The sequence below is a fragment of the Streptococcus mitis genome, from assembly GCF_047462815.1.
Classification (GTDB): domain Bacteria; phylum Bacillota; class Bacilli; order Lactobacillales; family Streptococcaceae; genus Streptococcus; species Streptococcus mitis_DO.
This window is the reverse complement of sequence record NZ_JASHFB010000013.1, coordinates 1-23,573: the sequence shown is the minus strand read 5'-3', so window position 1 is coordinate 23,573 and position 23,573 is coordinate 1. Positions and strand designations below refer to the sequence as shown.

The 23,573-nt window shown below is 40.4% G+C and carries 16 protein-coding genes and 1 pseudogene; 4 read left to right on the top strand and 13 right to left on the bottom strand.

Annotated features, from left to right (window positions below; genetic code table 11):
- Window positions 1–149: 149 nt before the first annotated feature.
- Together xerS and QM865_RS07725 are read left to right on the top strand one after the other, a co-directional pair.
- A complete protein-coding gene (xerS, locus tag QM865_RS07730) occupies window positions 150–1,211 on the top strand; it encodes a tyrosine recombinase XerS (RefSeq protein WP_414306379.1) in 1,062 nt (353 codons plus the stop codon).
- Window positions 1,212–1,471: 260 nt separating this feature from the next.
- Window positions 1,472–1,630 (top strand): annotated as a pseudogene (locus QM865_RS07725) (integrase); the annotation flags it as partial.
- A 137-nt stretch (window positions 1,631–1,767) separates the two neighbouring features.
- On the opposite strand, the gene eno reads toward QM865_RS07725, so the two are convergent.
- Complete coding sequence (gene eno / locus QM865_RS07720) at window positions 1,768–3,072, bottom strand: surface-displayed alpha-enolase (RefSeq protein ID WP_000022813.1); 1,305 nt, start codon at window positions 3,070–3,072, stop codon at window positions 1,768–1,770.
- Between the two features lie 163 nt (window positions 3,073–3,235).
- Between eno and QM865_RS07715 the strand changes: the two genes are divergently transcribed.
- Window positions 3,236–3,682, top strand: a complete 447-nt coding sequence (locus QM865_RS07715; RefSeq protein WP_061088041.1) for a DUF1694 domain-containing protein — start codon at window positions 3,236–3,238, stop codon at window positions 3,680–3,682.
- On the opposite strand, the gene QM865_RS07710 is transcribed toward QM865_RS07715, so the two are convergent.
- From QM865_RS07710 to QM865_RS07655, 12 genes are all read right to left on the bottom strand, one after another.
- A complete protein-coding gene (locus tag QM865_RS07710; RefSeq protein WP_414306378.1) occupies window positions 3,679–4,794 on the bottom strand; it encodes a glycerate kinase in 1,116 nt (371 codons plus the stop codon). The two genes, QM865_RS07715 and QM865_RS07710, sit on opposite strands and share 4 nt — an antisense overlap.
- A gap of 8 nt (window positions 4,795–4,802) precedes the next feature.
- A complete protein-coding gene (gene serB, locus QM865_RS07705; protein ID WP_414306377.1) occupies window positions 4,803–5,447 on the bottom strand; it encodes a phosphoserine phosphatase SerB in 645 nt (214 codons plus the stop codon).
- A gap of 58 nt (window positions 5,448–5,505) precedes the next feature.
- Entirely contained in the window at window positions 5,506–6,939 is a 1,434-nt protein-coding gene (gene glgA, locus QM865_RS07700; protein WP_414306376.1) for a glycogen synthase GlgA, read from the bottom strand.
- Window positions 6,936–8,075: a glucose-1-phosphate adenylyltransferase subunit GlgD gene (gene glgD / locus QM865_RS07695; protein ID WP_414306375.1), complete on the bottom strand. Its 1,140-nt coding sequence runs from the start codon at window positions 8,073–8,075 to the stop codon at window positions 6,936–6,938. The genes glgA and glgD overlap by 4 nt, the downstream gene beginning before the upstream one ends.
- Window positions 8,065–9,207, bottom strand: coding sequence for a glucose-1-phosphate adenylyltransferase (locus QM865_RS07690; protein WP_000787251.1), 1,143 nt, complete (start codon window positions 9,205–9,207; stop codon window positions 8,065–8,067). The genes glgD and QM865_RS07690 overlap by 11 nt, the downstream gene beginning before the upstream one ends.
- Window positions 9,197–11,125, bottom strand: a complete 1,929-nt coding sequence (gene glgB, locus QM865_RS07685) for a 1,4-alpha-glucan branching protein GlgB (protein ID WP_414306374.1) — start codon at window positions 11,123–11,125, stop codon at window positions 9,197–9,199. The genes QM865_RS07690 and glgB overlap by 11 nt, the downstream gene beginning before the upstream one ends.
- A 273-nt stretch (window positions 11,126–11,398) precedes the next feature.
- Window positions 11,399–12,823: an NADP-dependent glyceraldehyde-3-phosphate dehydrogenase gene (locus tag QM865_RS07680; protein WP_414306373.1), complete on the bottom strand. Its 1,425-nt coding sequence runs from the start codon at window positions 12,821–12,823 to the stop codon at window positions 11,399–11,401.
- A 266-nt stretch (window positions 12,824–13,089) separates the two neighbouring features.
- On the bottom strand, window positions 13,090–15,369 hold the full coding sequence (gene pulA, locus QM865_RS07675; protein ID WP_414306372.1) for a type I pullulanase: 2,280 nt from the start codon (window positions 15,367–15,369) through the stop codon (window positions 13,090–13,092).
- 118 nt (window positions 15,370–15,487) lie between these two features.
- The gene (gene ligA, locus QM865_RS07670; RefSeq protein WP_414306371.1) at window positions 15,488–17,446 is read right to left on the bottom strand and encodes an NAD-dependent DNA ligase LigA; all 1,959 of its coding nucleotides are present in this window, start codon (window positions 17,444–17,446) and stop codon (window positions 15,488–15,490) included.
- A 92-nt stretch (window positions 17,447–17,538) separates the two neighbouring features.
- Complete coding sequence (locus QM865_RS07665) at window positions 17,539–18,717, bottom strand: MFS transporter (RefSeq protein WP_414306370.1); 1,179 nt, start codon at window positions 18,715–18,717, stop codon at window positions 17,539–17,541.
- Window positions 18,718–18,796: 79 nt separating this feature from the next.
- A complete protein-coding gene (locus QM865_RS07660) occupies window positions 18,797–19,660 on the bottom strand; it encodes a MutR family transcriptional regulator (protein ID WP_153193490.1) in 864 nt (287 codons plus the stop codon).
- Between the two features lie 2 nt (window positions 19,661–19,662).
- Entirely contained in the window at window positions 19,663–21,564 is a 1,902-nt protein-coding gene (locus QM865_RS07655) for an ABC-F family ATP-binding cassette domain-containing protein (RefSeq protein ID WP_414306369.1), read from the bottom strand.
- Between the two features lie 153 nt (window positions 21,565–21,717).
- On the opposite strand from QM865_RS07655, the gene QM865_RS07650 reads away from it, so the two are divergent.
- On the top strand, window positions 21,718–23,436 hold the full coding sequence (locus QM865_RS07650; RefSeq protein ID WP_414306368.1) for a phospho-sugar mutase: 1,719 nt from the start codon (window positions 21,718–21,720) through the stop codon (window positions 23,434–23,436).
- Window positions 23,437–23,573 lie beyond the last annotated feature (137 nt).

The following is a 23,573-nucleotide window of genomic DNA, read 5'->3' as shown; positions in this document are numbered from 1 at the left end:
AAAGACTTAGATCTGTTTTGTTTGCAGGTCTAAGTCTTTTTATCACTTTAAAAAAACTGCTATATCATCTTTCCGAAAAACTATAATTTTCTTGAAAAATAAATGAGTCTATGCTATACTACTAGTATACTTATTTATGGAGAAAATACATGAAACGTGAGATTTTACTGGAACGAATCGACAAACTAAAACAAATCATGCCTTGGTATGTTCTGGAATACTACCAATCTAAGCTGGCTGTTCCCTATAGTTTTACAACCTTGTATGAATACCTCAAGGAATACGATCGATTTTTCAGCTGGGTTTTAGAGTCTGGTATTTCAAATGCTGATAAAATGTCTAATATTCCTTTATCTGTCTTGGAAAATATGTCAAAGAAAGATATGGAATCCTTTATCCTTTACCTACGTGAACGTCCTTTGCTGAACGCCAATACAACCAAACAAGGTGTCTCTCAGACAACCATCAATCGGACCTTGTCAGCACTTTCTAGTCTTTACAAGTATCTGACCGAGGAGGTTGAAAACGACCAGGGGGAGCCTTATTTCTATCGTAATGTAATGAAGAAAGTTTCAACTAAAAAAAAGAAAGAAACACTTGCTGCCAGAGCTGAAAACATCAAGCAAAAACTTTTTCTAGGTGATGAAACAGAAGGTTTTCTGACTTATATTGACCAGGAGTACCCACAACAGCTCTCAAATCGTGCTCTATCGTCATTCAATAAAAATAAGGAACGTGATTTGGCCATTATCGCCCTTCTACTAGCATCTGGTGTCCGCTTATCTGAAGCTGTTAATCTGGATCTAAGAGATCTCAATCTCAAGATGATGGTTATTGATGTCACTCGAAAAGGTGGCAAACGAGACTCTGTTAACGTTGCTGCCTTTGCTAAGCCTTACCTAGAGAATTATCTAGCCATTCGAAATCAACGTTATAAGACGGATACAGCACTCTTTTTAACACTCTATAGAGGTGTTCCCAATCGTATCGATGCTTCCAGCGTGGAAAAGATGGTTGCTAAGTATTCTGAGGACTTCAAAGTACGGGTAACTCCCCACAAACTGCGCCATACCCTAGCAACTAGGCTCTATGATGCAACTAAATCTCAAGTTTTAGTCAGCCACCAGCTAGGACACGCCAGTACGCAAGTCACTGACCTCTATACCCATATTGTCAACGATGAACAAAAGAATGCTCTAGATAGTTTATAAACTACATAAAATAAATTATGTAAAAACAGAAAGAGATTCAATAAACTATTAGTCTTATTTGCTCCTATCAAATACAATATCTGACATAGTAAACAGCTTTAAAGAATATGAAATAAAATTTATGTGGCCACTAGCTTGCCTTTCTTTGTAATATCCTGGGTATGCAAATCACTTATAATTGGTATTCATCTCAAAATAATAGGATTCCACAAAAATAAATTAAATTGAGCACCTATAAAAACACACTGCCTGCGATGGCCAATATTTTATCAGAAAATAAAATCCCTCTAAAAACAATCATGGACAGGGTTGGTCATTCTGATTCTGAGGTCACTACTTCCATCTACACCCATGTCACAAAGAACATGAAAGATGAAGCAATCAATGTACTAGACAAAGTAATGAAAAATATTTTTTAAAAAGTTATGCCCCTTTTATGCCCTCTGAACACAAAAATAGCCCTTCGGATAAAATCCGAAGGGCTAGAAACGTTGTTAAATCAACGGCCGAACTTTTGAATTTCAAGGTTCGGGATAAAATAGTTCATTGAACTATTTTATTTTTTAAGGTTGTAGAATGATTTCAATCCACGGTATTCTGCTACTTCACCAAGTTGGTCTTCGATGCGAAGCAATTGGTTGTATTTAGCGATACGGTCTGTACGTGAAAGTGAACCTGTCTTGATTTGTCCTGCGTTAGTTGCAACTGCGATGTCAGCGATTGTTGAATCTTCAGTTTCACCTGAACGGTGTGATACAACGGCAGTGTAACCAGCTTCTTTAGCCATTTCGATAGCTTCAAAAGTTTCAGTAAGAGTACCGATTTGGTTAACTTTGATAAGGATTGAGTTAGCAGCACCTTCTTGGATACCACGTGCAAGGTAGTCAGTGTTTGTTACGAAGAAGTCGTCACCAACAAGTTGTACTTTCTTACCAAGACGTTCAGTAAGAGCTTTCCAACCATCCCAGTCGTTTTCATCCATACCATCTTCGATAGTGATGATTGGGTATTTGTTAACCAATTCTTCAAGGTAGTCGATTTGTTCTGCAGATGTACGAACAGCAGCGCCTTCACCTTCAAATTTAGTGTAGTCGTAAACTTTACGTTCTTTATCGTAGAATTCTGATGACGCACAGTCAAATCCGATAAATACGTCTTTACCTGGAACATATCCAGCAGCTTCAATCGCAGCAAGGATAGTTTCAACACCGTCTTCAGTTCCTTCGAAACGAGGAGCGAATCCACCTTCGTCACCTACGGCAGTTTCCAAACCACGTGATTTAAGGATTTTCTTAAGAGCGTGGAAGATTTCAGCACCGTAACGAAGAGCTTCTTTAAATGTTGGTGCACCAACTGGCAAGATCATGAACTCTTGGAAAGCGATTGGAGCGTCAGAGTGAGAACCACCGTTGATGATGTTCATCATTGGAGTTGGAAGAACTTTAGTGTTGAATCCACCAAGGTAGCTGTAAAGTGGGATTTCAAGGTAGTCAGCAGCAGCACGAGCTACAGCGATAGACACACCAAGGATTGCGTTTGCACCCAATTTACCTTTGTTAGGAGTACCATCAAGTGCGATCATAGCACGGTCGATAGCTTGTTGGTCACGTACATCGTAACCGATGATAGCTTCAGCAATGATGTTGTTTACATTGTCAACAGCTTTTTGTGTACCAAGACCACCGTAACGAGATTTGTCACCGTCGCGAAGTTCAACTGCTTCGTGTTCACCAGTAGAAGCTCCTGATGGAACCATACCACGTCCGAAAGCACCTGATTCAGTGTAAACTTCTACTTCAAGTGTTGGGTTACCGCGTGAGTCTAGGACTTCGCGAGCGTAAACATCAGTAATAATTGACATTTTTTACTCTCCTTATGAGTTAAATTTTTTACACCTCTATAATACCTTAAAAACCCTCCTTTTTCAAGAAAAAACGTTATCTTTGTGCAAATTTTCCTTAACTTTATTAAGCAACCGCTTTCTTTTATATGTTTTCTTTTTATTTTTATGATATACTATTTTCATGACAGATTTATCAAAACAATTACTTGAAAAAGCTCATGGTGGGCCAAAATTAAATCCGGATGAGCAAAGACGCTATCTTGGTACCTTTGAGGAAAGAGTTCTTGGATATGCAGATATTGACACAGCAAATAGCCCTCAGCTAGAAAAAGGATTTTTATCTATCTTAGAAAAACTTCAAGAAAAGGCTGAGCCACTATTTGTGAAGATTTCACCAACTATCGAATTTGACAAGCAAGTTTTCTATTTGAAGGAAGCCAAAGAAACCGATAGTCAAGCTACCATTGTATCTGAAGAGCATACTTCTTCTCCTTTTGGCCTGATTATTCACACCAATGCACCAGTTCAAGTAGAAGAAAAGAACCTTCGACTTGCTTTTGCAAAATTTTGGGAAGTTAAAAAGGAAGAACCAACCAAAACATCCATCTGGAAGAAATGGTTTGGCTAAATCTTAGGCATCTTTAATAAATGTCCAATATTTGCAGCCGCGTGCTCCAAATAGAGACTGGCATTTTTCAAACTATCTTCTAGAGGTTCACTTTTCTCCAAAATAGAAAAGGCAGCTTGGATATTTTCAAATGGTAGGGAAGGTAAATCTTCAGCGAGACTGCCACAAATAGCCATAATAGGAACTCCAACAGGGGTTCTTTTTGCTACTCCTATAGGGGCTTTCCCAGCAAAGCTTTGACAATCTAGTCTTCCTTCACCAACGATAACCAAGTCAGCATCTGCAACTTTCTTATCAAAATCAATCAAATCTAAACAGGTGTCAATTCCAGATACGATACTTGCTTGAGCAAAGGCACACAAACCGCCAGCAATGCCTCCACCAGCTCCTGCTCCTTTCAGTTCTAATGTTGCAGGGGAGACTTTTACATAAAAATCTTGGATTGCCTGATCTACATCCTCAAACATAGTATGATCTAGGCCTTTTTGTTTGCCAAACGTGTAGGTAGCACCTTGATATCCACATAAGGGACTCACGACATCTACTAGAATACGAATGTGAACATCTTCAGGAATTTCATAGCAATTTTCTGTTGAAACAGAAGATAAGTTTAGTAAGGTCTGACCGCAAGCAGGTAAGACATTTCCATCCCTATCATAAAATCGATAACCTAAACCAGCAGCAATACCTAAACCACCGTCATTACTAGCCGTACCACCAACTCCGATATAGATATCTTTAATCCCTTGATCGATGAGGTGGCGAATCAACTCTCCAATACCACGAGTTTGGATTTGAAGTGGATTTCGTTTCTCTAGCGGAATCTTTCCAAGGCCAACTAAATCAGCAACTTCAAATAGCGCCAGTTCCCCTTTTTGAAAATAGCGCATGGCTTCTTTTTGTCCAAAAGGCCCTGTAACTTGAATCCTTTTTTCTTCCATGTCAAGAGAATGTAGGATAGTATCTACAGTACCTTCTCCCCCATCACCAACAGGGCAGAGGAGACAGTCTACATCTGCTAGCGATTGTTGGAACCCTCTCTTAATAGCTTCAGCAACCTGCTCTGCAGTCAAGCTTTCCTTAAACGAATCTGGTGCAATTACAATCTTCATATTTTCCCTCATTCTAAAAAGTCAGTCAAAAGAAGAATTTCTAACAAATCCCTCTTGTCAACATGATGTGGTATTTCTTTTTTCAGAACTTCTTTGGCACAAAAGGCGATTCCTAGTCCCGCAGACTTCAACATTAATAAATCATTTGCTCCATCACCGATTGCAACCGTTCTTTCTCTAGGAAGTTGCAGTTCCTTTCTCCATTTTTCCAGAGTTGCTTGTTTGACTTCAGGGCTTATAATTGCTCCAACTAATTCCCCTGTTAGAAAACCGTCTTTGACTTCAACTTGGTTGGCAGAGAAATAGGCAATGCCGAGAGATTTTGCCAATCTATCAACTATTGGGGTAAATCCACCAGACACCAGACCAACTAGGATTCCATTCTTTTGGAGAATAGAAACGAATTCCTGGGCATTTGGCGATAGATGAATAGAGTTGAAGACTTTCTCAAAGACCGAAACAGGAAGACCTGCCAACAAGGACACTCTTTTTCTTAAACTGCTTTCAAAGTCTAACTCTCCTCGCATTGTCCGACTTGTAATCTGCGAAATTTCCTCCTCACGACCTGCCTCTCTTCCCAACAAATCAATCACCTCTTCTAGGATTAAGGTTCCATCAACATCCATAACACACAAGCCTTTTACTTGAGACATCAGTTCTCCTCTCTAAATAGCCCAAAAATCGTATGAAGTCATCATACGATTTTATCTATTAATTAACTAAACTATGGTATAAGTCAAGGTATGACCTGCAGGCTGTATCCCACGAGAAATCACACTCCATAGCTTGTTTTTGTAGTTTTTTCCAAACGTCAGGATGGTTTCTATACAAGTCCAATGCTGTTTGGAAAGTCCAATTTAACCAATAAGGAGATAGATTGTCAAAGCTAAAGCCCGTTCCGCTTCCTTCGATTGGATTAAAGGCTTGAACGGTATCTCGCAAGCCCCCAACTTCATGGACCAATGGCAAGGTTCCATAACGCATCGCCATCATTTGAGACAAGCCACATGGTTCAAAACGACTTGGCATGAGGAAGAGGTCACAAGCAGCGTAGATTTCTTGAGCAAGTTTGACATCAAAAGTGATATTGGCTGATAGCTTGTCTGGATAAACTTGAGCAAACCATGAGAAAGCCTCTTCAAAGGCTGGATCTCCAGTTCCCAAAAGCACAATCTGAACATCATTTTGCAAGATATGGTGCAGACTCTCCACCACGACATCAAAACCTTTTTGACGTGTCAAACGAGAAACAATTCCCACCAGTGGAACGTCAGCTCTAACTGGCAAGCCAACTTTTTCTTGCAATTTTGCTTTGTTTTGGGCTTTCCCAGACAAATCTTCCTGATTGAAATGATAATCTAAAAGAGCATCCGTCTGAGGATTATACAGGTCAGCATCAATCCCGTTCACGATACCAGATACCTTGCCAGATTCCATTCGAAGAATCTGATCCAAGTTACATCCGAACTGACTGGTCATAATTTCATGAGCATAACTAGGCGAAACTGTTGAAACACGGTCCGCATAGAGGATACCAGCCTTCATCCAGTTCAGACAGTTATTCCAGCGAAGGGTGCCATCAGCGTAACGTTCAAAGCCAACTCCAAACAAATCACCCAACATTCCTTCTGAAAATTGTCCTTGAAATTCCAAATTATGAATGGTTAAAACAGTTTTAATGCCTTGATAGGCTTGAATCCAACGGTATTTTTCCTTTAACAAGAAAGGAATCATAGCTGTATGGTAGTCATGAACATGGAGAAGGTCAGGAATGAAGTCAATTCTTTCCATAGCCTCAATGGCAGCTAGTTGGAAAAAGGCAAAGCGTTCTCCGTCGTCAAAATCACCGTAAACATGGCCACGGAAGAAATAATACTGGTTGTCAATAAAGTAGAAGGTCACACCGTTTAGTACTGTTTTCTTAATTCCACAGTACTGTCTGCGCCAACCGACGCTCACCTCAAAATGAAGAACATCTTCAATCTGATTTCCAAATTTAGCCTCTACCATGTCATAGTAGGGTAAAATCACTGCAACTTCGTGCCCAGCTTTTACCAGTGATTTGGGAAGAGCGCCAATAACGTCTCCCAAACCACCTGTTTTTGAAAAGGGTGCACCCTCTGCTGCTACAAATAAAATTTTCATGAATGAATATCCTCTGTTACTTTGCTACCTTTCTTAACGACAACTGGATGTTCTGCAATCCCTCGAATCACAACACCAGGCTCAACTTCAACACCCTTATCCAAGATAGCGTATTCGACCTGAGCACCTTCTCCAATAACAACACGAGGGAAAAGTAAGCTATCTTTAATCAAGCTATCCTTGTGTACATGAATATTACGTGATAGAACAGAATTAGCTACTTGACCTTCAATGATACTACCAGACGCAAACTGAGAAGTACTTACCTTAGATGTATTAGCGTAGTAAGTTGGTTCTTCGTTTTTGACCTTTGTATAAATCTTTTGATTTGGTGAGAAGAGAGAGTAAAATTTTTGAGATTCAAGCATATCTTTGTTAGCTTGGTAATAAGACTCTACAGAGTGAATATTTGCAAGGTAGCCTGTGTACTCGTAGGCAAAAGCCCCTTCTTTTGCAGCCAAATCTCGTAAAACATAGCGCAATTTCTCTGGATGTTCTTTTTTAGCTTCTTCTTCCAAACGTTCAATCAACCAAGGTGTATCAACGACAAAGATATCTGTAGACATATTGTAAACTTCATCTATTGATTTACTATCAAAGAGTTTATGAGAACGAACATGGTCTGTTTCATCTACTTCCAAGATTGCATTGACTTCTGAAATATCTTTCTTAGGAAGTTTTTTATAAACAACTGTAATAGGTCCCTTCGTTGTGTTATGAAGGTGGAACACTTGGTTCAAATCAATATTAATTAAGACATCACAGTTGAGTGATACTGTTTGGTTTGACCCAGAGCGTTTCAAATAAGTAAGAAGCTGCTGGTAGTATTCTTTTCCAACTGTACTACTTTCCACACGGGTATTGTAAATTCCTAGATAATAGTGACTAAGGAGGGTTGACAAGCCCCACTCACGCCCAGAACGGATATGGTCAAAGACAGAACTGATATTGTCTTGTTGGAAAATACCAAATATACTACGGACACCTGCATTAGCAAGACTTGAAAGTGGGAAGTCGATTAAACGATATTTACCTCCAAATGGCAAGCTAGCTACTGGACGGTGGTCTGTCAGTGTTGACATATCATGAAAACCAACTGTGTTTCCTAAAATGGCAGAATATTTATCAATCTTCATCTGTTGCTACCCCCACTACTTCATCATATCCTACAACTTGTACTTCTTCTGTTCCATCAATTTCGACACCGTCAGAAATAACTGCACCTTCACCAATAATGGCACGTTTGATTTTAGCTCCCTGACCAACAATTGCACCACTCATGATAACTGAATCTACTACTTCTGCCCCTTCTCGAACTTGCGCTCCTGTTGAAAGGATAGAATGCTTAACAGTTCCATCGACAAAACAGCCATCGACAACCAAAGAATCTTCAACATGAGCATTGGCACCAAGGAAGTTTGGTGGTGAAATCAAGTTTCTTGAGTAAATCTTCCATTGACGGTTACGGCTATCCAAGGCATTTTCCGGAGAAATGTACTCCATATTCGCTTCCCAAAGTGACTCAATGGTACCAACATCTTTCCAGTAGCCATTAAATTCATAAGCATAGACACTTTCACCTGACTCAAGGTAATTTGGAATGACATTTTTACCGAAGTCTGACATATCGACATTGCTCTTTTCAGCAGCAACAAGCATATTGCGGAGACGTTGCCAATCAAAGATATAAATCCCCATAGAAGCTTTTGTAGATTTTGGTTGAGCTGGTTTTTCTTCAAATTCAACAATGCGGTTATTTGCATCTGTATTCATGATACCAAAACGGCTTGCTTCTTTAAGAGGGACATCTAGAACAGCTACTGTCAAGCTGGCATTATTATCCTTGTGAGACTGGAGCATATCATCATAGTCCATTTTGTAGATGTGGTCCCCAGATAGAATCAAAACATACTCAGGATTAACACTGTCGATATAGTCGATATTTTGGTAAATAGCGTGACTAGTCCCTTCAAACCAACGATTTCCTTCACTTGCTGAATACGGTTGAAGAATAGAGACACCAGAATTGATACCGTCTAATCCCCAGCTTGAACCATTCCCGATATGGTTGTTGAGAGCAAGTGGTTGGTACTGTGTAATGACTCCAACATTGTGAATCCCTGAGTTGGCACAATTTGAGAGAGCAAAGTCAATGATACGGTAGCGCCCACCAAATTGCACAGCTGGTTTTGCGATGCTTTGAGTGAGTTTACCAAGACGAGTTCCTTGCCCACCGGCAAGAATCAAAGCTAACATTTCATTCTTCATTTTCTACTCCTTTTTGGTTTTTACTTGTGACGATTTTAGTAGGTTTCAAGCGGCGCTTGATTTTCCATACACTTGCTCCCATAGCCGGTAGAGTAAAGGTCAGGGTCTGCTCATAATCTTTCCATAGTCCTTCTTGCGTTTGAACAGTTTGATTATATTCTTTCCAAACGCCTCCCCACTCTTCTAACTCAGTATTCCAAACTTCTTCGTAAATCCCTGCAACAGGAAGTCCGATTGTAAAATCTTTTCGTTCAACTGGTGCCATATTAAAGACACAGACTAACATATCATCCTTTTTACCCTTACGGATGAAAGAAAGAACGCTCTGATCTCTATTATCTGCATCTATAATTTCAATACCATCATAGCTGGTATCAATTTCCCACAGACAGCGGTGGTTTTTGTAAAACTGATTTAGCTGAGAAGTGAAATACTTCATCTTAGCATTCATTGGGTCCTCTAGGTTAGACCATTCCAGCTGTTCTTCAGATTTCCATTCTAGAAATTGTCCATATTCACTACCCATGAAGAGCAATTTCTTACCTGGGTGACAAATTTGGTAAGTGTAGAGATTACGCAAACCTGCGAATTGATTATAACGATCTCCCCACATCTTATGCATCATACTCTTCTTACCATGAACCACTTCGTCATGTGAGAATGGTAAGAGATAATTTTCCTTGAAGACATACATAAAGCTGAAGGTCACCAAGTTAAAGTCATATTTACGATAAATCGGATCTTCTTCATAGAATCGGAGGATATCATTCATCCATCCCATATTCCACTTATAATCAAATCCTAGACCATCTGAATCCTTGGTGTCAGTAATCTGAGTAGCTGATGAACTTTCCTCAGCTATCATCATAACGTCTGGATGAGCTTGTTTAATGACATCATTCAAGCGTTGAAGGAAATAATAGCCCTCGTAGTTGAGATTTCCGCCATCTTTATTAGGCGTCCATGGGGCATCATCATAATCAAGATAGAGCATGTTGCTAACCGCATCCACGCGAATACCGTCCAAATGGTAAAAGTCAATCCAGAATTTAATACTAGAAATCAAGAAGGACTGGACTTCATTTTTCCCAAGGTCAAAATTGAGGGCGCCCCAACCGTAGTTATGAGCCTTATTATGATCTTGGTACTCAAAAGTTGGAGTCCCATCATAATAAGCTAAGGCATCATCATTAATGGTGAAGTGACCAGGTACCCAGTCCACAATAACGCCGATATTATTTAAGTGACATTCCTCAACAAAATCTTGAAACTCTTCAGGACGACCATAGGCATGCTCTAAAGCAAAGTAACCCATAAGCTGATAGCCCCAACTCAAACCTAGTGGATGAGACATCAAGGGCATAAACTCAATGTGAGTATAGTTCATCTCAACCAAGTAAGGAATGAGTTCATCTTTCAATTGAGCAAAACTATAAGGACTTCCATCTAGATTTCTCTTCCAAGAGCCAGCATGAACCTCGTAAATATTGACGGGACGCTCTTCAAAACTCAAGCGTTTTCTACGGGCTAGCCAGAGACCATCCTTCCATTTCTTTTCTGGAATATCTGTTAAAATAGCACCAGTCCCAGGTCGTGCCTCATACCGTACAGCCAAAGGGTCAATCTTCATCAGCTGATGACCATTTGCACGTGTGATATGATACTTGTAAATTTGGCCTTCATGAGCAAGGCTGGTAAAGACTTCCCAGACCCCAAATTCATTCCGTTCCATTGGAATTTGATTTTCAACCCAATTGGTGAAATCCCCTACCAAGTGAACAGCCTGAGCATTAGGTGCCCACACACGGAAAGCATAGCCATACTCACCATCTTTTTCTTCCCTATGCGCTCCCAGATAATGCTGGAGGTGAAAATTTTCACCTGCTATAAAGGTTTCTAAAGCTTTTTTCTTATTCATACACCCTCCTATTTCTGTAAGCGTTTTCTATAGATTTATTATACTACCTTTTTAGGGAAGATTCAAGTAAATTACGGAATTTGCTAAAAATTCTTTTGAAAGTCTTCAACAAATTCACTGATGTGTTCACTTGTAAATCAAGAAATTTTCAAACAGATTATGAAAACGAATTGTTTTTTTACAATACTATCATAAAGTTCGTCATTTTACTAATAAAATTGTTTTTTTAAAGTAAAAAATAAAATCAGGAAAACAATTTCCTGATTTTACATTTCATTTCACATCAAAAACAATGGATTTGACATTTGTCATCGCTTCAATGCTATATTTAATTCCTTGCACTCCAGCTCCAGAACCTTTGACACCAAGGAATGGGAAATTATCTGGACCACGTTGAGTTTTATTATTAATATGAACTGTACCCACTTCAAGTTTTTCAGCAATTTCAAAGGCTTTTTTGAAATCATTTGTAAAGACTGAGGATTGAAGGCCGAATTCAGATTCGTTGGCAAAGGCAATTGCTTCTTCTACATTAGCCACACGAATAATTGGTAAAACAGGGCCAAATGGCTCTTCCCATGCTACTTTCATATCTTTTGTCACTTGGTCAAAAAGAACTGGCCAGAGAAGATTGCCCTCACGTTTGATTGGTGTAAGAGCCTGAGCCCCTTTTTCTTGTGCATCCTCAATCAAGCCCCAGATGAAGTCGGCTGAAGCATTGTCAATAACAGGTGTAATATCAGCATTGTCAAATGGGTCACCAACTGTTAATTTAGCAACCTCTGCTTGAAGCAAAGTAACTAATGTATCTGCTACACTTTCAAGAACAATGACACGTTTAATGGCCGTGCAACGTTGGCCTGAGTAGCTAAAGGCACCCGCAACAATTTGCTTGGCAGCATGTTCCAAATCTGCATCTTCTAGTACAAGAGCTGCATCTTTCCCGCCAAGCTCCAGCATGATAGGACGCATACCAGCTAAACGACCAATACGTTCTCCGATAGGAGTTGAACCTGTAAAGTTGATGAAGTTGACTTCTTTGTGCTCAATGATATAATCCCCAATTTCTGAACCACGTCCCGTAATGGTATTGAAAACACCTGCTGGAATTCCTGCTTCTTCAAAGGCTTTAGCCAACAAGAGACCAGAAATAGAACCTTGTGTTGGTGGCTTGAACATAACCACATTCCCTGCAATCAAGGCCGGAGCAATCTTAGAACCAGAAAGATTAACTGGATAGTTAAAGGGAGCAATAGCTAGCACGACTCCAACCGGCTCACGACGGACAACAGCCAGTTTGTTTTTACTTGCTGCTTCAAAACCGCCACCTTCCATCGCTTGTCCAGTGATCCGTAACCCTTCCTCTGCAGCATAGCGGATCAAGTCTGCGGTACGCACGACTTCTCCAATTGCTGCTTTAATCCCTTTTGCTACTTCTTTGGCAAGGATAGTACCAATTTCTTCCTTATCGCGTTCTAAAATAGCTGCTGTCTTATGCAAATAAGCCGCACGTTCAACTGCTGATAAAGCTCGCCATGCTGGCAGGGCTGCACGCGCAGCTTTCATAGCCTCATCTACTTCTGCTTGGCTCATAGCGGGTACTGTCCCTAATTCTTCTTGATTGATTGGTGAATAAATCGTAATTTCTTTTTCAGATGATTTCCATTCTCCATTTACTAAATTCTGATATCTTGTCAAATTCTCGTCCTCCTGAAAATGATTAAGATATATTTTACCAAATTTTCAGAAAATTACAACCCTTTTTGCAATATTTTTGAGATTATTTTCACAAGCTTGACTTTTCAAACTATTTGAACTCTTTTGTTAAGCAGTCAGTACAAAAAGAAAAGGCTTAGATGAACTAAACCTTTTTCATGCTATGTTATTCTTCATTGAGTTTTATAATTTTTAGCAAGAAGATATCCTAGAAATTATACGACACAATTGAAAACTTTTGATTTTTTCTACAAGACTTTAAAGACGCTGGCACTGACGCCACCAACCATGTCTTTATCATTTAAATGGCTATTGGTCACCAATAGTTCTAAATTTCCAGCATTTTCAAACTGGAAGTCTTGCCCTTTAGCATTAAATACAACCAGTAAATGGTCTTCACCTTGAATCTCATAGACAATCAAACCACTATGTTCATTTGCTGAATGAACAAAAACATGATGGTAAATTTCATCATAAGTAGGGTAAGAAAAGGCACCGGTTCCTGTCTTCAATCGAATCATCTGACGGATAAACTCAATACTATCTTGACGCTCATTAATCAAGTCCCAGTTCACTTGGTTCACACTGTCTGGAGCATTATAGCTATTCATAGCACGCTCTCTATCATCATGGGTCAACTCACCATTTTCACCAGTCGCAACTAGTTTGGTACGACCAAATTCTTGACCGATTTCCATAAAGGCCATCCCTTGCATGAGTAGGTTCATAGCTGTGGCTGTCTCAACCTTGCGCATGATTTGTTCTGAACTTTGGTCTGGATGAAGTGTTGCCAACAAATCGTGAAGATTGTAATTGTCATGGGCCTCTACATAGTTAAGTACTTGATTTGGATGTGTATAGGTTCCTAATTCACGACTGCCTAGGATTGCTTTAGCAAGAATTGGCTCTGTCGCAGCACCACTGACAAAACCTGACTTGATAGCACCATAAACTTCTCCACCTTTGACAGCATCACGCTGATTGTCATTAAAGAAACCAATATTTGGCATTTCGTAGGCGTTGTCTTTCTTAGCCTTATCATAAGGGGCAAGACCTGTTCCCATGTCCCAACCTTCTCCATAAAGGATAATGTTAGGGTCAATTTCATCCAAACTCTGACGAATCATCTGCATGGTCTTGACATCATGAATCCCCATCAAATCAAAACGGAAGCCGTCAATATTGTATTCCTGCACCCAGTATAGAAGAGAATCAATCATATACTTGCGGAACATTTCGTGTTCACTGGCTGTTTCATTCCCAACGCCTGTTCCATTCTGGAAGGTGCCATCTGGATTCATACGATAATAGTAATCAGGGACTGTTGTTTGGAAAGGTGCATCAACGACTGAGAAGGTATGGTTATAGACCACATCCATAATAACACCAATTCCCGCATCGTGGTAAGCTTGAACCATGGTCTTCAAATCACGAATAACCTGAGCAGGATCATCTGGGTTTGTTGAAAGGCTCGTTTCTGGCGCGTTATAGTTTTGTGGGTCATAACCCCAGTTGTAGGTTACATTTCCATCCGCATCATATTCTTTGTGACGATCTGCAATTGGTTGCAACTGAACATAATTGTAGCCGATCTTCTTGATGTAATCAAAAGCAGTTGACTGGCCATACTGGTTAACTGTTCCAGTCTGAGCAGCACCTAAGAAAGTTCCTCTAAGATGTTCATCCACACCTGAGGTCGGTGATTTGGTCAAATCACGAATGTGCATTTCACAGATGACTGCCTTACATGGATTTGTCAAACGCCAAGTAGCCTCCGAACCATGCTTGACCTCGAAGTTTTCAACTTGCTTTTCTGCATGGCTCAGAATAGCTGAACGTTTGCCATCAGGGCTGGTCGCAATAGTGTACGGATCGCGTGTCAGTGTTTGGTGATGAGGGAATTGGACTTGATACTGATAAGTCTTACCAGTCAAATCTTCCTCAACATCCAAACTCCAGACACCAATAGTATTGTCCTTATGATTATAAGAGTAGCTATTGCCTCTCTCCATCTCAAAAGTCTTCCAAACAGGTGCATCATTGCTCGCTGATTCATAAACAACAACCTGCACTTCTGTCGCTGTTGGGGCCCATAGGGCAAAATGAGCCTGATTGTCCTCTACACGGCAACCCAATTCCCCTTGGTAGCCCCAGTGATGGTCGAAACTAGCACTATTGATAGCCTTGTCAAAGGCAAAAGGATTTTGATTCTTATAGAAAGGACTGGCGATAGCAGGATTTTCAGAATAATAAATTCTATCATCCCCTTCCAAAATCCATACCTCTGTTAAAAGAGGATAGTAATTAAAACGGATAGCATACTCTTTACTGGTTTGGCCCGTGCGAACTACAAAATTCAAACTTTCTAAGGCATAAGAACTTGGATGTTCAAAGTTAAATAAGGCACCAAAATAATCTTCTTTGTAGGTCAGTAAATCAATTCGTTGATCCTGACTTTTTACAAAAGAGCAGGTATCGTATTCACCATTCTTGCGATGGTAATGAATGCGCATAGGGTAGTTATACATTGTTTTTATTTTTCCTTTTTACTTCTTGATTTGTTTCTATTTCACTAATAAATTCTTGACCGATTTTGTCCCGATTAACAAACTAGTTTACTGTCTAAACTCTGATTTTAAACTATCATTACAAACTTTCTAGCCAAGCTTCATCTCGAACTTCAATACCGAGTTCTTGTGCTTTTTGAAGTTTACTTCCAGCATCTGCACCAGCAACGACAAGGTCGGTCTTTTTAGAAACACTGCCTGTTACCTTGGCACCCAGACTTTCGAGTTTACTTTTAGCTTCTGAGCGTTTGAGTCGTTCCAATTTTCCAGTCAATACCACGGTTAAGCCTGACAAAGCCGCATCCGCTACTACTGTCTGACCTTTATAGTCCAGATTGACCCCAGCTTCTTTCAATTCTTTAAGGAGAATTTCAGAGCCCTCTGTCGCAAAATAAGTCTGAAGACTCTTAGCAATCACACCACCCAGACTTTCAATACTAGCCACTTCATCTGGATTTGCCTGAGCCAGATTTTCAATTGAGTGGAAATGTTGAAGTAAGAGCTGACTGGCCTTACTGCCGACATGACGAATTCCCAAACCAAACAAGAGCTTCTCAGCAGAATTTTCCTTTGAAGCTTGGATGGCCTGATACAGTTTACCAGCAGACTTTTCCTTAACACCCTCTAAAAGGAGGAAATCTTCTTCTTTCAAGCGGTAAATATCCGCCACATCCTTGACCAGATTGGCAGCAAAGAGTTTTTCGACTACTGACGGACCAAGGCCTGTAATATTCATGGCATCACGAGAGGCAAAGTGAATCAAACCTTCCATAATTTGGGCAGGACAACGCGGATTGATACAACGAAGAGCCACTTCATCTTCAAAATGCAACAAGTCAGAATCACAACTTGGGCAGTTTTTAGGGATATCTAGTCTCTCTTCAGAAACCCGTTTGGACTCTACCACACGCAAGACTGCAGGGATGATATCTCCAGCCTTATAAACAATAACCGTATCGTCCTTGCGAATATCTTTTTCAGCAATATAATCTACATTGTGCAAGGTCGCACGGCTAACAGTTGTACCAGCAAGCTGAACAGGAGTCAGATTTGCCGTTGGAGTCACAACACCTGTACGGCCAACTGTCCAGTCAACTGAGAGTAGTTGGGCTTCTTTTTCTTCAGCAGGAAACTTGTAGGCTACTGCCCACTTTGGAGCCTTAACGGTAAAGCCAAGTTCTTCTTGACCTGCTAAGTCATTGACCTTAATCACCACCCCATCGATATCATAGGGCAGATTATCACGCTCTTCTCCTACTTTTTGGATAAAATTCCAAATCTCATCCATGCTTTCAGCCAGAATTCGCTTAGGATTGACTACAAAACCAAGTTGTTCAAGATGCTTCAAAACCTTTTCTTGGCTGTCACGAGTTGAAGGACTGGCTTCTTGATAGAGAAACGTCGCAAGATTACGCTTGGCAACTACCGCTGTATCCAGCTGACGCAGAGTTCCTGCCGCCGCATTACGAGGATTGGCAAATTCAGGCTCTCCATTTTCTTGGCGAGCTTGGTTGACCTGGTCAAAAGAAGCGCGTGGCATATAACATTCCCCACGAACGGTGATATCTAGTTCTTCTGGCAAGGTCAAAGGAATGTCCTTAACACGCTTGAGGTTTTCTGTGATGTTCTCCCCAACAGAACCATCTCCACGTGTTGCACCTGCAACTAGAATCCCCTTTTCATAAGTAAGCGAGATAGATAAGCCATCGATTTTCAGCTCACAAATATAGGTCGGATGAGCCACTTCCTTACGAACACGCGCATCAAAGGATTCAAGCTCCTCACGTGAAAAAGCATCCTGCAAACTATAAAGAGGATACTGATGACTGTATTTTTCAAAACCATCTAAGACTTTGCCACCAACACGATGGGTCGGACTATCTGCTAACACTTGATCTGGATAGGCAGCCTCCAACTCGACCAACTCACGGTAAAGGCGGTCATACTCACTGTCTGAAACCGAGGGTTTATCGCTGGTATAGTACTCAGCCGCATAGCGATTCAGCAAGACGACTAACTCATTCATTCTTTTATTCATAAGACCATTTTACCATAAACTAAGCCCTCCTCACAAACGAGAAGGGCGGAAAAAACACTGAGATTGGAATTATTTTTAAAATTCAAACAGACTTATGTCTCTTTTTCAAAATGAGTTCGAACATAGCCTAGAGCTAAGAAGGATAAGATGACAACTCCTAGTCCTATAATCAAGAAAGAATAAAGGTGGACACTTGGAAGCCAGGTCATTAAACCTGTTGCAATTGGCATAAAAAGTATAGCTAAGGTATAAATCGAACTGAGAACTCTTCCCAGATATTCCCCTTCAACCTTGATTTGTACCTGAGTAAAAAAGTGAATATTGAACATCGTCATAAATAGTTCACAAATGAAATTTCCTGAAAAAGCAAGATAGGAGGGGAGGGTGAAACCCATTATCATCACTCCAAGTCCAGTCAGAGCCAATAAAAACAAAAGCATTTCCATACTAGCTTTTATCTTACTAGCTAACAGCGCCCCAACAATAGATCCGATAGCCCCCATTGTCAAAATAGTGGCATAGGCACCCTGAACTCCATAGAGCTGATTTGAAAAGGGGAGGAGGTAATTAAAAGCTGCAAAGAAAAAATTGACACTTGAAGCCATGACTAACAAAAAGAAGATTTCCTTTTGCTTCACAATATAGTGAACTCCCTCCTTGATATCAGAAAAAATAACTTTGAATGTAAGTTTCTTCTCACCCAAAGTCTTCTCTTCTTTCTTTGGAAGCAAGGCTACCAAACCAAAAGCGAGAAAAAAACTAAGGGCATCTAATACCAAGGTAATGCGAAGACTTGCAAATTGTAAGACCAGAAAAGATAGTACAGGGGAACTCACACTGACAACCTGCATCACTAATTCCAAACGAGAATTGTAGAGGACCAGTTCATCCTTCTCTACCAATTCTGTGATAATGGCCTTATTTGCCGGTCTAGAAAAGGCAAAAGCAATAGCCTGCACAATATTAGCCCCAATCAAAGCTCCAATCATCCAGCTGTCATTCCTTATGAAAGAAATAGCCAGACAAAGAATCCCACAAACAAGGTCTGTCACCATTAAAATCCTACGACGAGAAAAACGGTCTGAAATAACTCCACCAAAGGGATTGATCAGAATGGATGTGACGAGTTCAGAAATCTGATACATTCCTAAAACAGTCTGTCCGATAGTCCCCATGGAAGCCAACCAGACACTATTTCCATAATCATAGAGCATATTCCCTATCTTGTTAACAGCTCCACGGCTAATCAACTGTACTGCATAGCGATTCATATAAAAACTCCTCTCAAATTTTGAAACTATTGTATCAAAACCGAAAGGAGCTTCTTTCTTTTTCCCATATTTGGGAAAATTAATCTTTGACAAATTTTTCGTAGTGTTCTTGATAGTAGGCTACTTGCTCTGGAAGACCTAGCACGTCAAAAATATGCATGGCCTCTTGCATTTGCTTACAACCTTCTTTACACTGTCCTTTTTGGTACCAGGCAAAACCTTTTAAGTAATGTAAAATATTTCGTTCATACAGATTAATGTTTTTACCAATAATCTTCTCTGTATAAGTCTCAAAATAGCTTGCATTGTCAAAAGAAAGATGCTCTAAACAATGCTGGTAACAATTGAGGGCTAAAATCAAAACTAATCTCTTATGGCGACCAATCTCTTGGTAAAATTCCTCCCTCTCCATAACTTCTCTACCAATCCGAGTGACATAGTCCACATCGTAGAAACTATAGAGGTTCCCGAAAAGAATCAACTCATACATGGTCCATTCTTCTGTTTTGAAGAGATAATCTGCTACCTTATCCAAATCATCCTGCTTCATATCATAACTCGAATCTCTTTGACAAATCAGACCTTGCAACAAAATCCAGTTTAGCTCAAAATAGAGGGGATTTGTCGAACTCTTAGCCTTTTCAAGTTGTTCTTCTTGAAGCTTTTGAAAACCTGCAATATCATTTGAATAGTAAAGAGGCACAATTTGTCCCATCATGGCAACATGTTCATGATTATGGAAATCCCTAGCCTTATCCATGAAATTTTCGATTGTTACATGAATGTTATCCAAAATCTCAAAGAAACGTGAGACTGCTAGATCAGACTCCCCAAGCTCAAAGCGAGATAACTGGGAGGTAGAACAAGACTCTCCTGCGGCCTCCTTTAAAGAATAATTTCCACTTGTCCGAAATTCACGAAATACTTTTCCAAGATGTTCCATCTTTACACCTGCTCTGATAATTCTTCCCATTCAAGCATGGCTTCTTCCTGACGATGGCTGATTTTGTCTAACTCAGCCTGCAATTCCATGAGTTTGCCGGCATCGTTTGTTTCCAACATTTGTTCAGAAATGGCTTGACTTTGACTTTCTAACTCTTCAATTTCAGCTTCTAGACTTTCTATTTGTCTCATGAGCTTGCGGACTTCTTTTTGGCTTTCTTTCTGGGCCTGATAGTCATTGACTGGACTTGATTCTTTTACTTGATTGCTAGTTGAAGCTTCCTCAGTCTGGCTCATTTCTATTTCTGCTTTCTTCTCAACATAGTAGTCGTAATCTCCCAAGTAGAGAGTCGAGCCATTCTCAGACAATTCCAGTACATGAGTTGCTACACGATTGATAAAGTAACGGTCGTGGCTGACGAATAGAAGAGTTCCATCGAAGTCAATCAAGGTATTTTCCAACACTTCCTTGCTATCAATATCCAAGTGGTTGGTTGGCTCATCCAGAATCAAAAAGTTGTTGTTTTCCATAGACAGTTTAGCCAAAAGCAAACGCGCTTTCTCGCCACCAGACAGCATGCCGACTGATTTTTTAACATCATCTCCTGAGAAAAGGAAGGCACCAAGACGGCTACGGATTTCAACTTCTGGTGTCAGTTTAAAATCATTCCAGAGTTCATCCAGTACAGTATTACTTGGTGTCAGCTTGCTTTGGGTTTGGTCATAGTAACCAACCTCAACATTAGCGCCAAATCGCTTTTCACCCTTGATAAAAGGAATCTGGTCTACTATAGACTTGATAAAGGTTGATTTTCCAATACCATTTGGACCGACGATAGCGACAGCATTCATCTTACGAAGGTCTAGGTTAATCGGTTGTGACAGGACTTCCCCATCATAGCCAATAGCTGCATTTTCAACAGTCAAAACAACATTGCCCGACGTTTTCTCAGACTGGAAGGTCATGTTGGCAGATTTCTTACCAGCTTCAGGCTTGTCCAAACGCTCCATTTTTTCTAGTTGTTTACGACGAGATTGGGCACGTTTGGTCGTTGAAGCACGGACTAGATTGCGATTGACAAAGTCTTCCAGAGCAGCGATCTCCTTCTGTTGCTTTTCATAATTTTTTGCCTCAGTAGCTAGTTTTTGCTCCTTCAACTCGACAAAACGAGAGTAATTGCCAACGTAACGATCCAAGGAATGCTTGGTCAAATCTAGCGTAATTGTCGCAACCTTGTCCAAGAAATAACGGTCATGGCTAACAATAATGAGGGCACCGCTATAGTTTACCAAGTAATTCTCTAGCCAGGCAATAGTTTCAATATCCAAGTGGTTGGTTGGCTCGTCCAAGACCAAGAGATTGGGCTTTTCAAGTAGCATTTTGGCTAGAGCCAAGCGAGTATTTTGACCACCAGAAAGCTCGGCAATTTTCATCTGCCACATAGATTCGTCAAACTTGAATCCATTCAAAATCGCTCGAATATCAGCTTCATAGGTAAAGCCACCTGCTTGGCGAAAATTCTCAGATAAGCGGTCGTAATCTGACATTAATTTATCCAAATCATCACCAGACTTTTCACCCATCTCCAACTCCATCTGACGAAGTTGTTTCTCCGTCCGACGCAAGTCATCAAAGACATGAAGCATCTCATCGTAGATGGTATTTTCAGACTCAAAACGGCTATCTTGAGCTAGGTAAGACAGAGAAATATCTTTTTTCTTATTGATTTCTCCACTAGTTGGCTCCTCTTCTCCAACCAAAATCTTCAAAAGAGTAGACTTACCCGCTCCATTTTTCCCAACAAGGGCTATCCGATCACGTTCATCAACCTGCAGATTAATATTATCAAAAAGAACCTCTCCTGCAAAAGAACGTTCAATTTTATTAGCTTGTAAAATAATCATACAAACAGTATAGCATGTTTCCCTAAGGCATTCAAGACTTGATAAACCAGCATATGTCACTACTTTTCTGAAAATTATGCTACCGTTTTACTAAAACGCTAAAAAGTGCTATAATGTGAACGGTTAAAACAATTTACAAAAAGGAGAATTTTAATGTCTTACCAAGAAAATTACCAGAAATGGGTTGATTTTGCGGAGCTTCCTGACTACCTTCGTCAAGATTTGGAAAGTATGGATGAAAAAACGAAGGAAGATGCCTTCTATACAAATCTTGAATTTGGTACTGCAGGTATGCGTGGCTTGATTGGTGCTGGTACAAACCGTATCAACATCTACGTTGTTCGCCAAGCTACTGAAGGATTGGCTCGTTTGATTGAATCAAAAGGTGGAAATGAAAAAGAACGTGGTGTCGCAATCGCCTACGATAGCCGTCACTTCTCACCAGAGTTTGCCTTTGAGTCTGCGACAGTTCTTGCTAAACACGGTATCAAATCTTACGTATTTGAAAGCCTCCGTCCAACTCCAGAACTATCATTTGCAGTTCGTCACCTCAACTGTTTCGCAGGTATCATGGTCACAGCCAGCCACAACCCTGCTCCATTTAACGGTTACAAGGTTTACGGTGAAGACGGTGGACAAATGCCTCCACACGACGCGGACGCTTTGACTACTTATATCCGTGCAATCGAAAATCCATTTGCAGTTGAAGTTGCTGATGTGGAAGCTGAAAAAGCTTCTGGCTTGATTGAAGTTATCGGCGAAGCTGTCGATGTGGAGTACCTCAAAGAAGTCAAGGACGTTAACATCAACCCAGCCTTGATTGAAGAATTTGGTAAAGACATGAAGATTGTCTACACACCACTTCATGGTACTGGTGAAATGTTGGCTCGTCGTGCCCTTGCCCAAGCAGGATTTGACTCTGTTCAAGTCGTTGAAGCGCAAGCAACTGCCGACCCAGACTTCTCAACTGTAAAATCTCCAAACCCAGAAAGCCAAGCAGCCTTTGCTCTTGCTGAAGAACTTGGTCGTCAAGTTGGTGCAGATGTTCTTGTGGCAACTGACCCTGACGCTGACCGTGTTGGTGTTGAAGTTCTTCAAAAAGATGGTAGCTACCTTAACCTATCAGGTAACCAAATCGGTGCTATCATGGCGAAATACATCTTGGAAGCCCACAAAAACGCCGGAACTCTTCCTGAAAATGCAGCCCTCTGCAAATCTATCGTATCAACTGACTTGGTAACGAAGATCGCTGAAAGCTACGGGGCAACCATGTTCAACGTTTTGACAGGTTTCAAATTTATCGCTGAAAAAATCCAAGAATTCGAAGAAAAACACAACCACACTTACATGATGGGATTTGAAGAAAGCTTCGGTTATTTGATTAAACCATTCGTACGTGATAAAGATGCTATCCAAGCCGTTCTAGTCGTTGCTGAACTTGCTGCCTACTACCGTTCACGTGGTTTGACACTTGCTGACGGTATCGAAGAAATCTACAAAGAGTACGGCTACTACGCAGAAAAAACTATCTCGGTTACCCTTTCAGGTGTCGATGGTGCAGAACAAATCAAAGCGATTATGGCTAAATTCCGTAACAATGCTCCAAAAGAATGGAACGCAACAGCTATCACTGTCGTAGAAGACTTCAAGGCACAAACTGCTACTGCTGCTGACGGTACTGTTACAAACCTGACAACTCCTCCAAGTGATGTGTTGAAATACACACTTGCTGACGGTTCATGGATTGCTGTTCGCCCTTCAGGTACAGAACCAAAAATCAAGTTCTACATTGCAGTTGTAGGTGAAACCAACGAAGAATCACAAGCTAAGATTGCCAACATTGAAGCAGAAATCAATGCTTTTGTAAAATAAAACACTATAAAGAGACTGGGACAAAATAGTTCTCGACCACAAAAAAAGCTAGAGATTTCCAATTGTGGAACTCTAGCTTTTTAATTTTGAGTCGTTCTCTTATTGTATTTTAGGAGGTTATTGGCCATAAGTACCAA

Bases quoted from the DNA above. Each gene is read 5' to 3' on its own strand.
- xerS (WP_414306379.1), top strand. From the start codon at position 150: ATGAAACGTGAGATTTTACTGGAACGAATCGACAAACTAAAACAAATC.
- glgB (WP_414306374.1), bottom strand. From the start codon at position 11,125: ATGAATAAGAAAAAAGCTTTAGAAACCTTTATAGCAGGTGAAAATTTT.
- QM865_RS07660 (WP_153193490.1), bottom strand. From the start codon at position 19,660: ATGGAACATCTTGGAAAAGTATTTCGTGAATTTCGGACAAGTGGAAAT.
- QM865_RS07655 (WP_414306369.1), bottom strand. From the start codon at position 21,564: ATGATTATTTTACAAGCTAATAAAATTGAACGTTCTTTTGCAGGAGAG.
- serB (WP_414306377.1), bottom strand. From the start codon at position 5,447: ATGTCTCAAGTAAAAGGCTTGTGTGTTATGGATGTTGATGGAACCTTA.
- QM865_RS07665 (WP_414306370.1), bottom strand. From the start codon at position 18,717: ATGAATCGCTATGCAGTACAGTTGATTAGCCGTGGAGCTGTTAACAAG.
- glgD (WP_414306375.1), bottom strand. From the start codon at position 8,075: ATGAAGATTGATAAATATTCTGCCATTTTAGGAAACACAGTTGGTTTT.
- QM865_RS07690 (WP_000787251.1), bottom strand. From the start codon at position 9,207: ATGAAGAATGAAATGTTAGCTTTGATTCTTGCCGGTGGGCAAGGAACT.
- QM865_RS07710 (WP_414306378.1), bottom strand. From the start codon at position 4,794: ATGAAGATTGTAATTGCACCAGATTCGTTTAAGGAAAGCTTGACTGCA.
- pulA (WP_414306372.1), bottom strand. From the start codon at position 15,369: ATGTATAACTACCCTATGCGCATTCATTACCATCGCAAGAATGGTGAA.
- QM865_RS07650 (WP_414306368.1), top strand. From the start codon at position 21,718: ATGTCTTACCAAGAAAATTACCAGAAATGGGTTGATTTTGCGGAGCTT.
- eno (WP_000022813.1), bottom strand. From the start codon at position 3,072: ATGTCAATTATTACTGATGTTTACGCTCGCGAAGTCCTAGACTCACGC.
- glgA (WP_414306376.1), bottom strand. From the start codon at position 6,939: ATGAAAATTTTATTTGTAGCAGCAGAGGGTGCACCCTTTTCAAAAACA.
- ligA (WP_414306371.1), bottom strand. From the start codon at position 17,446: ATGAATAAAAGAATGAATGAGTTAGTCGTCTTGCTGAATCGCTATGCG.
- QM865_RS07715 (WP_061088041.1), top strand. From the start codon at position 3,236: ATGACAGATTTATCAAAACAATTACTTGAAAAAGCTCATGGTGGGCCA.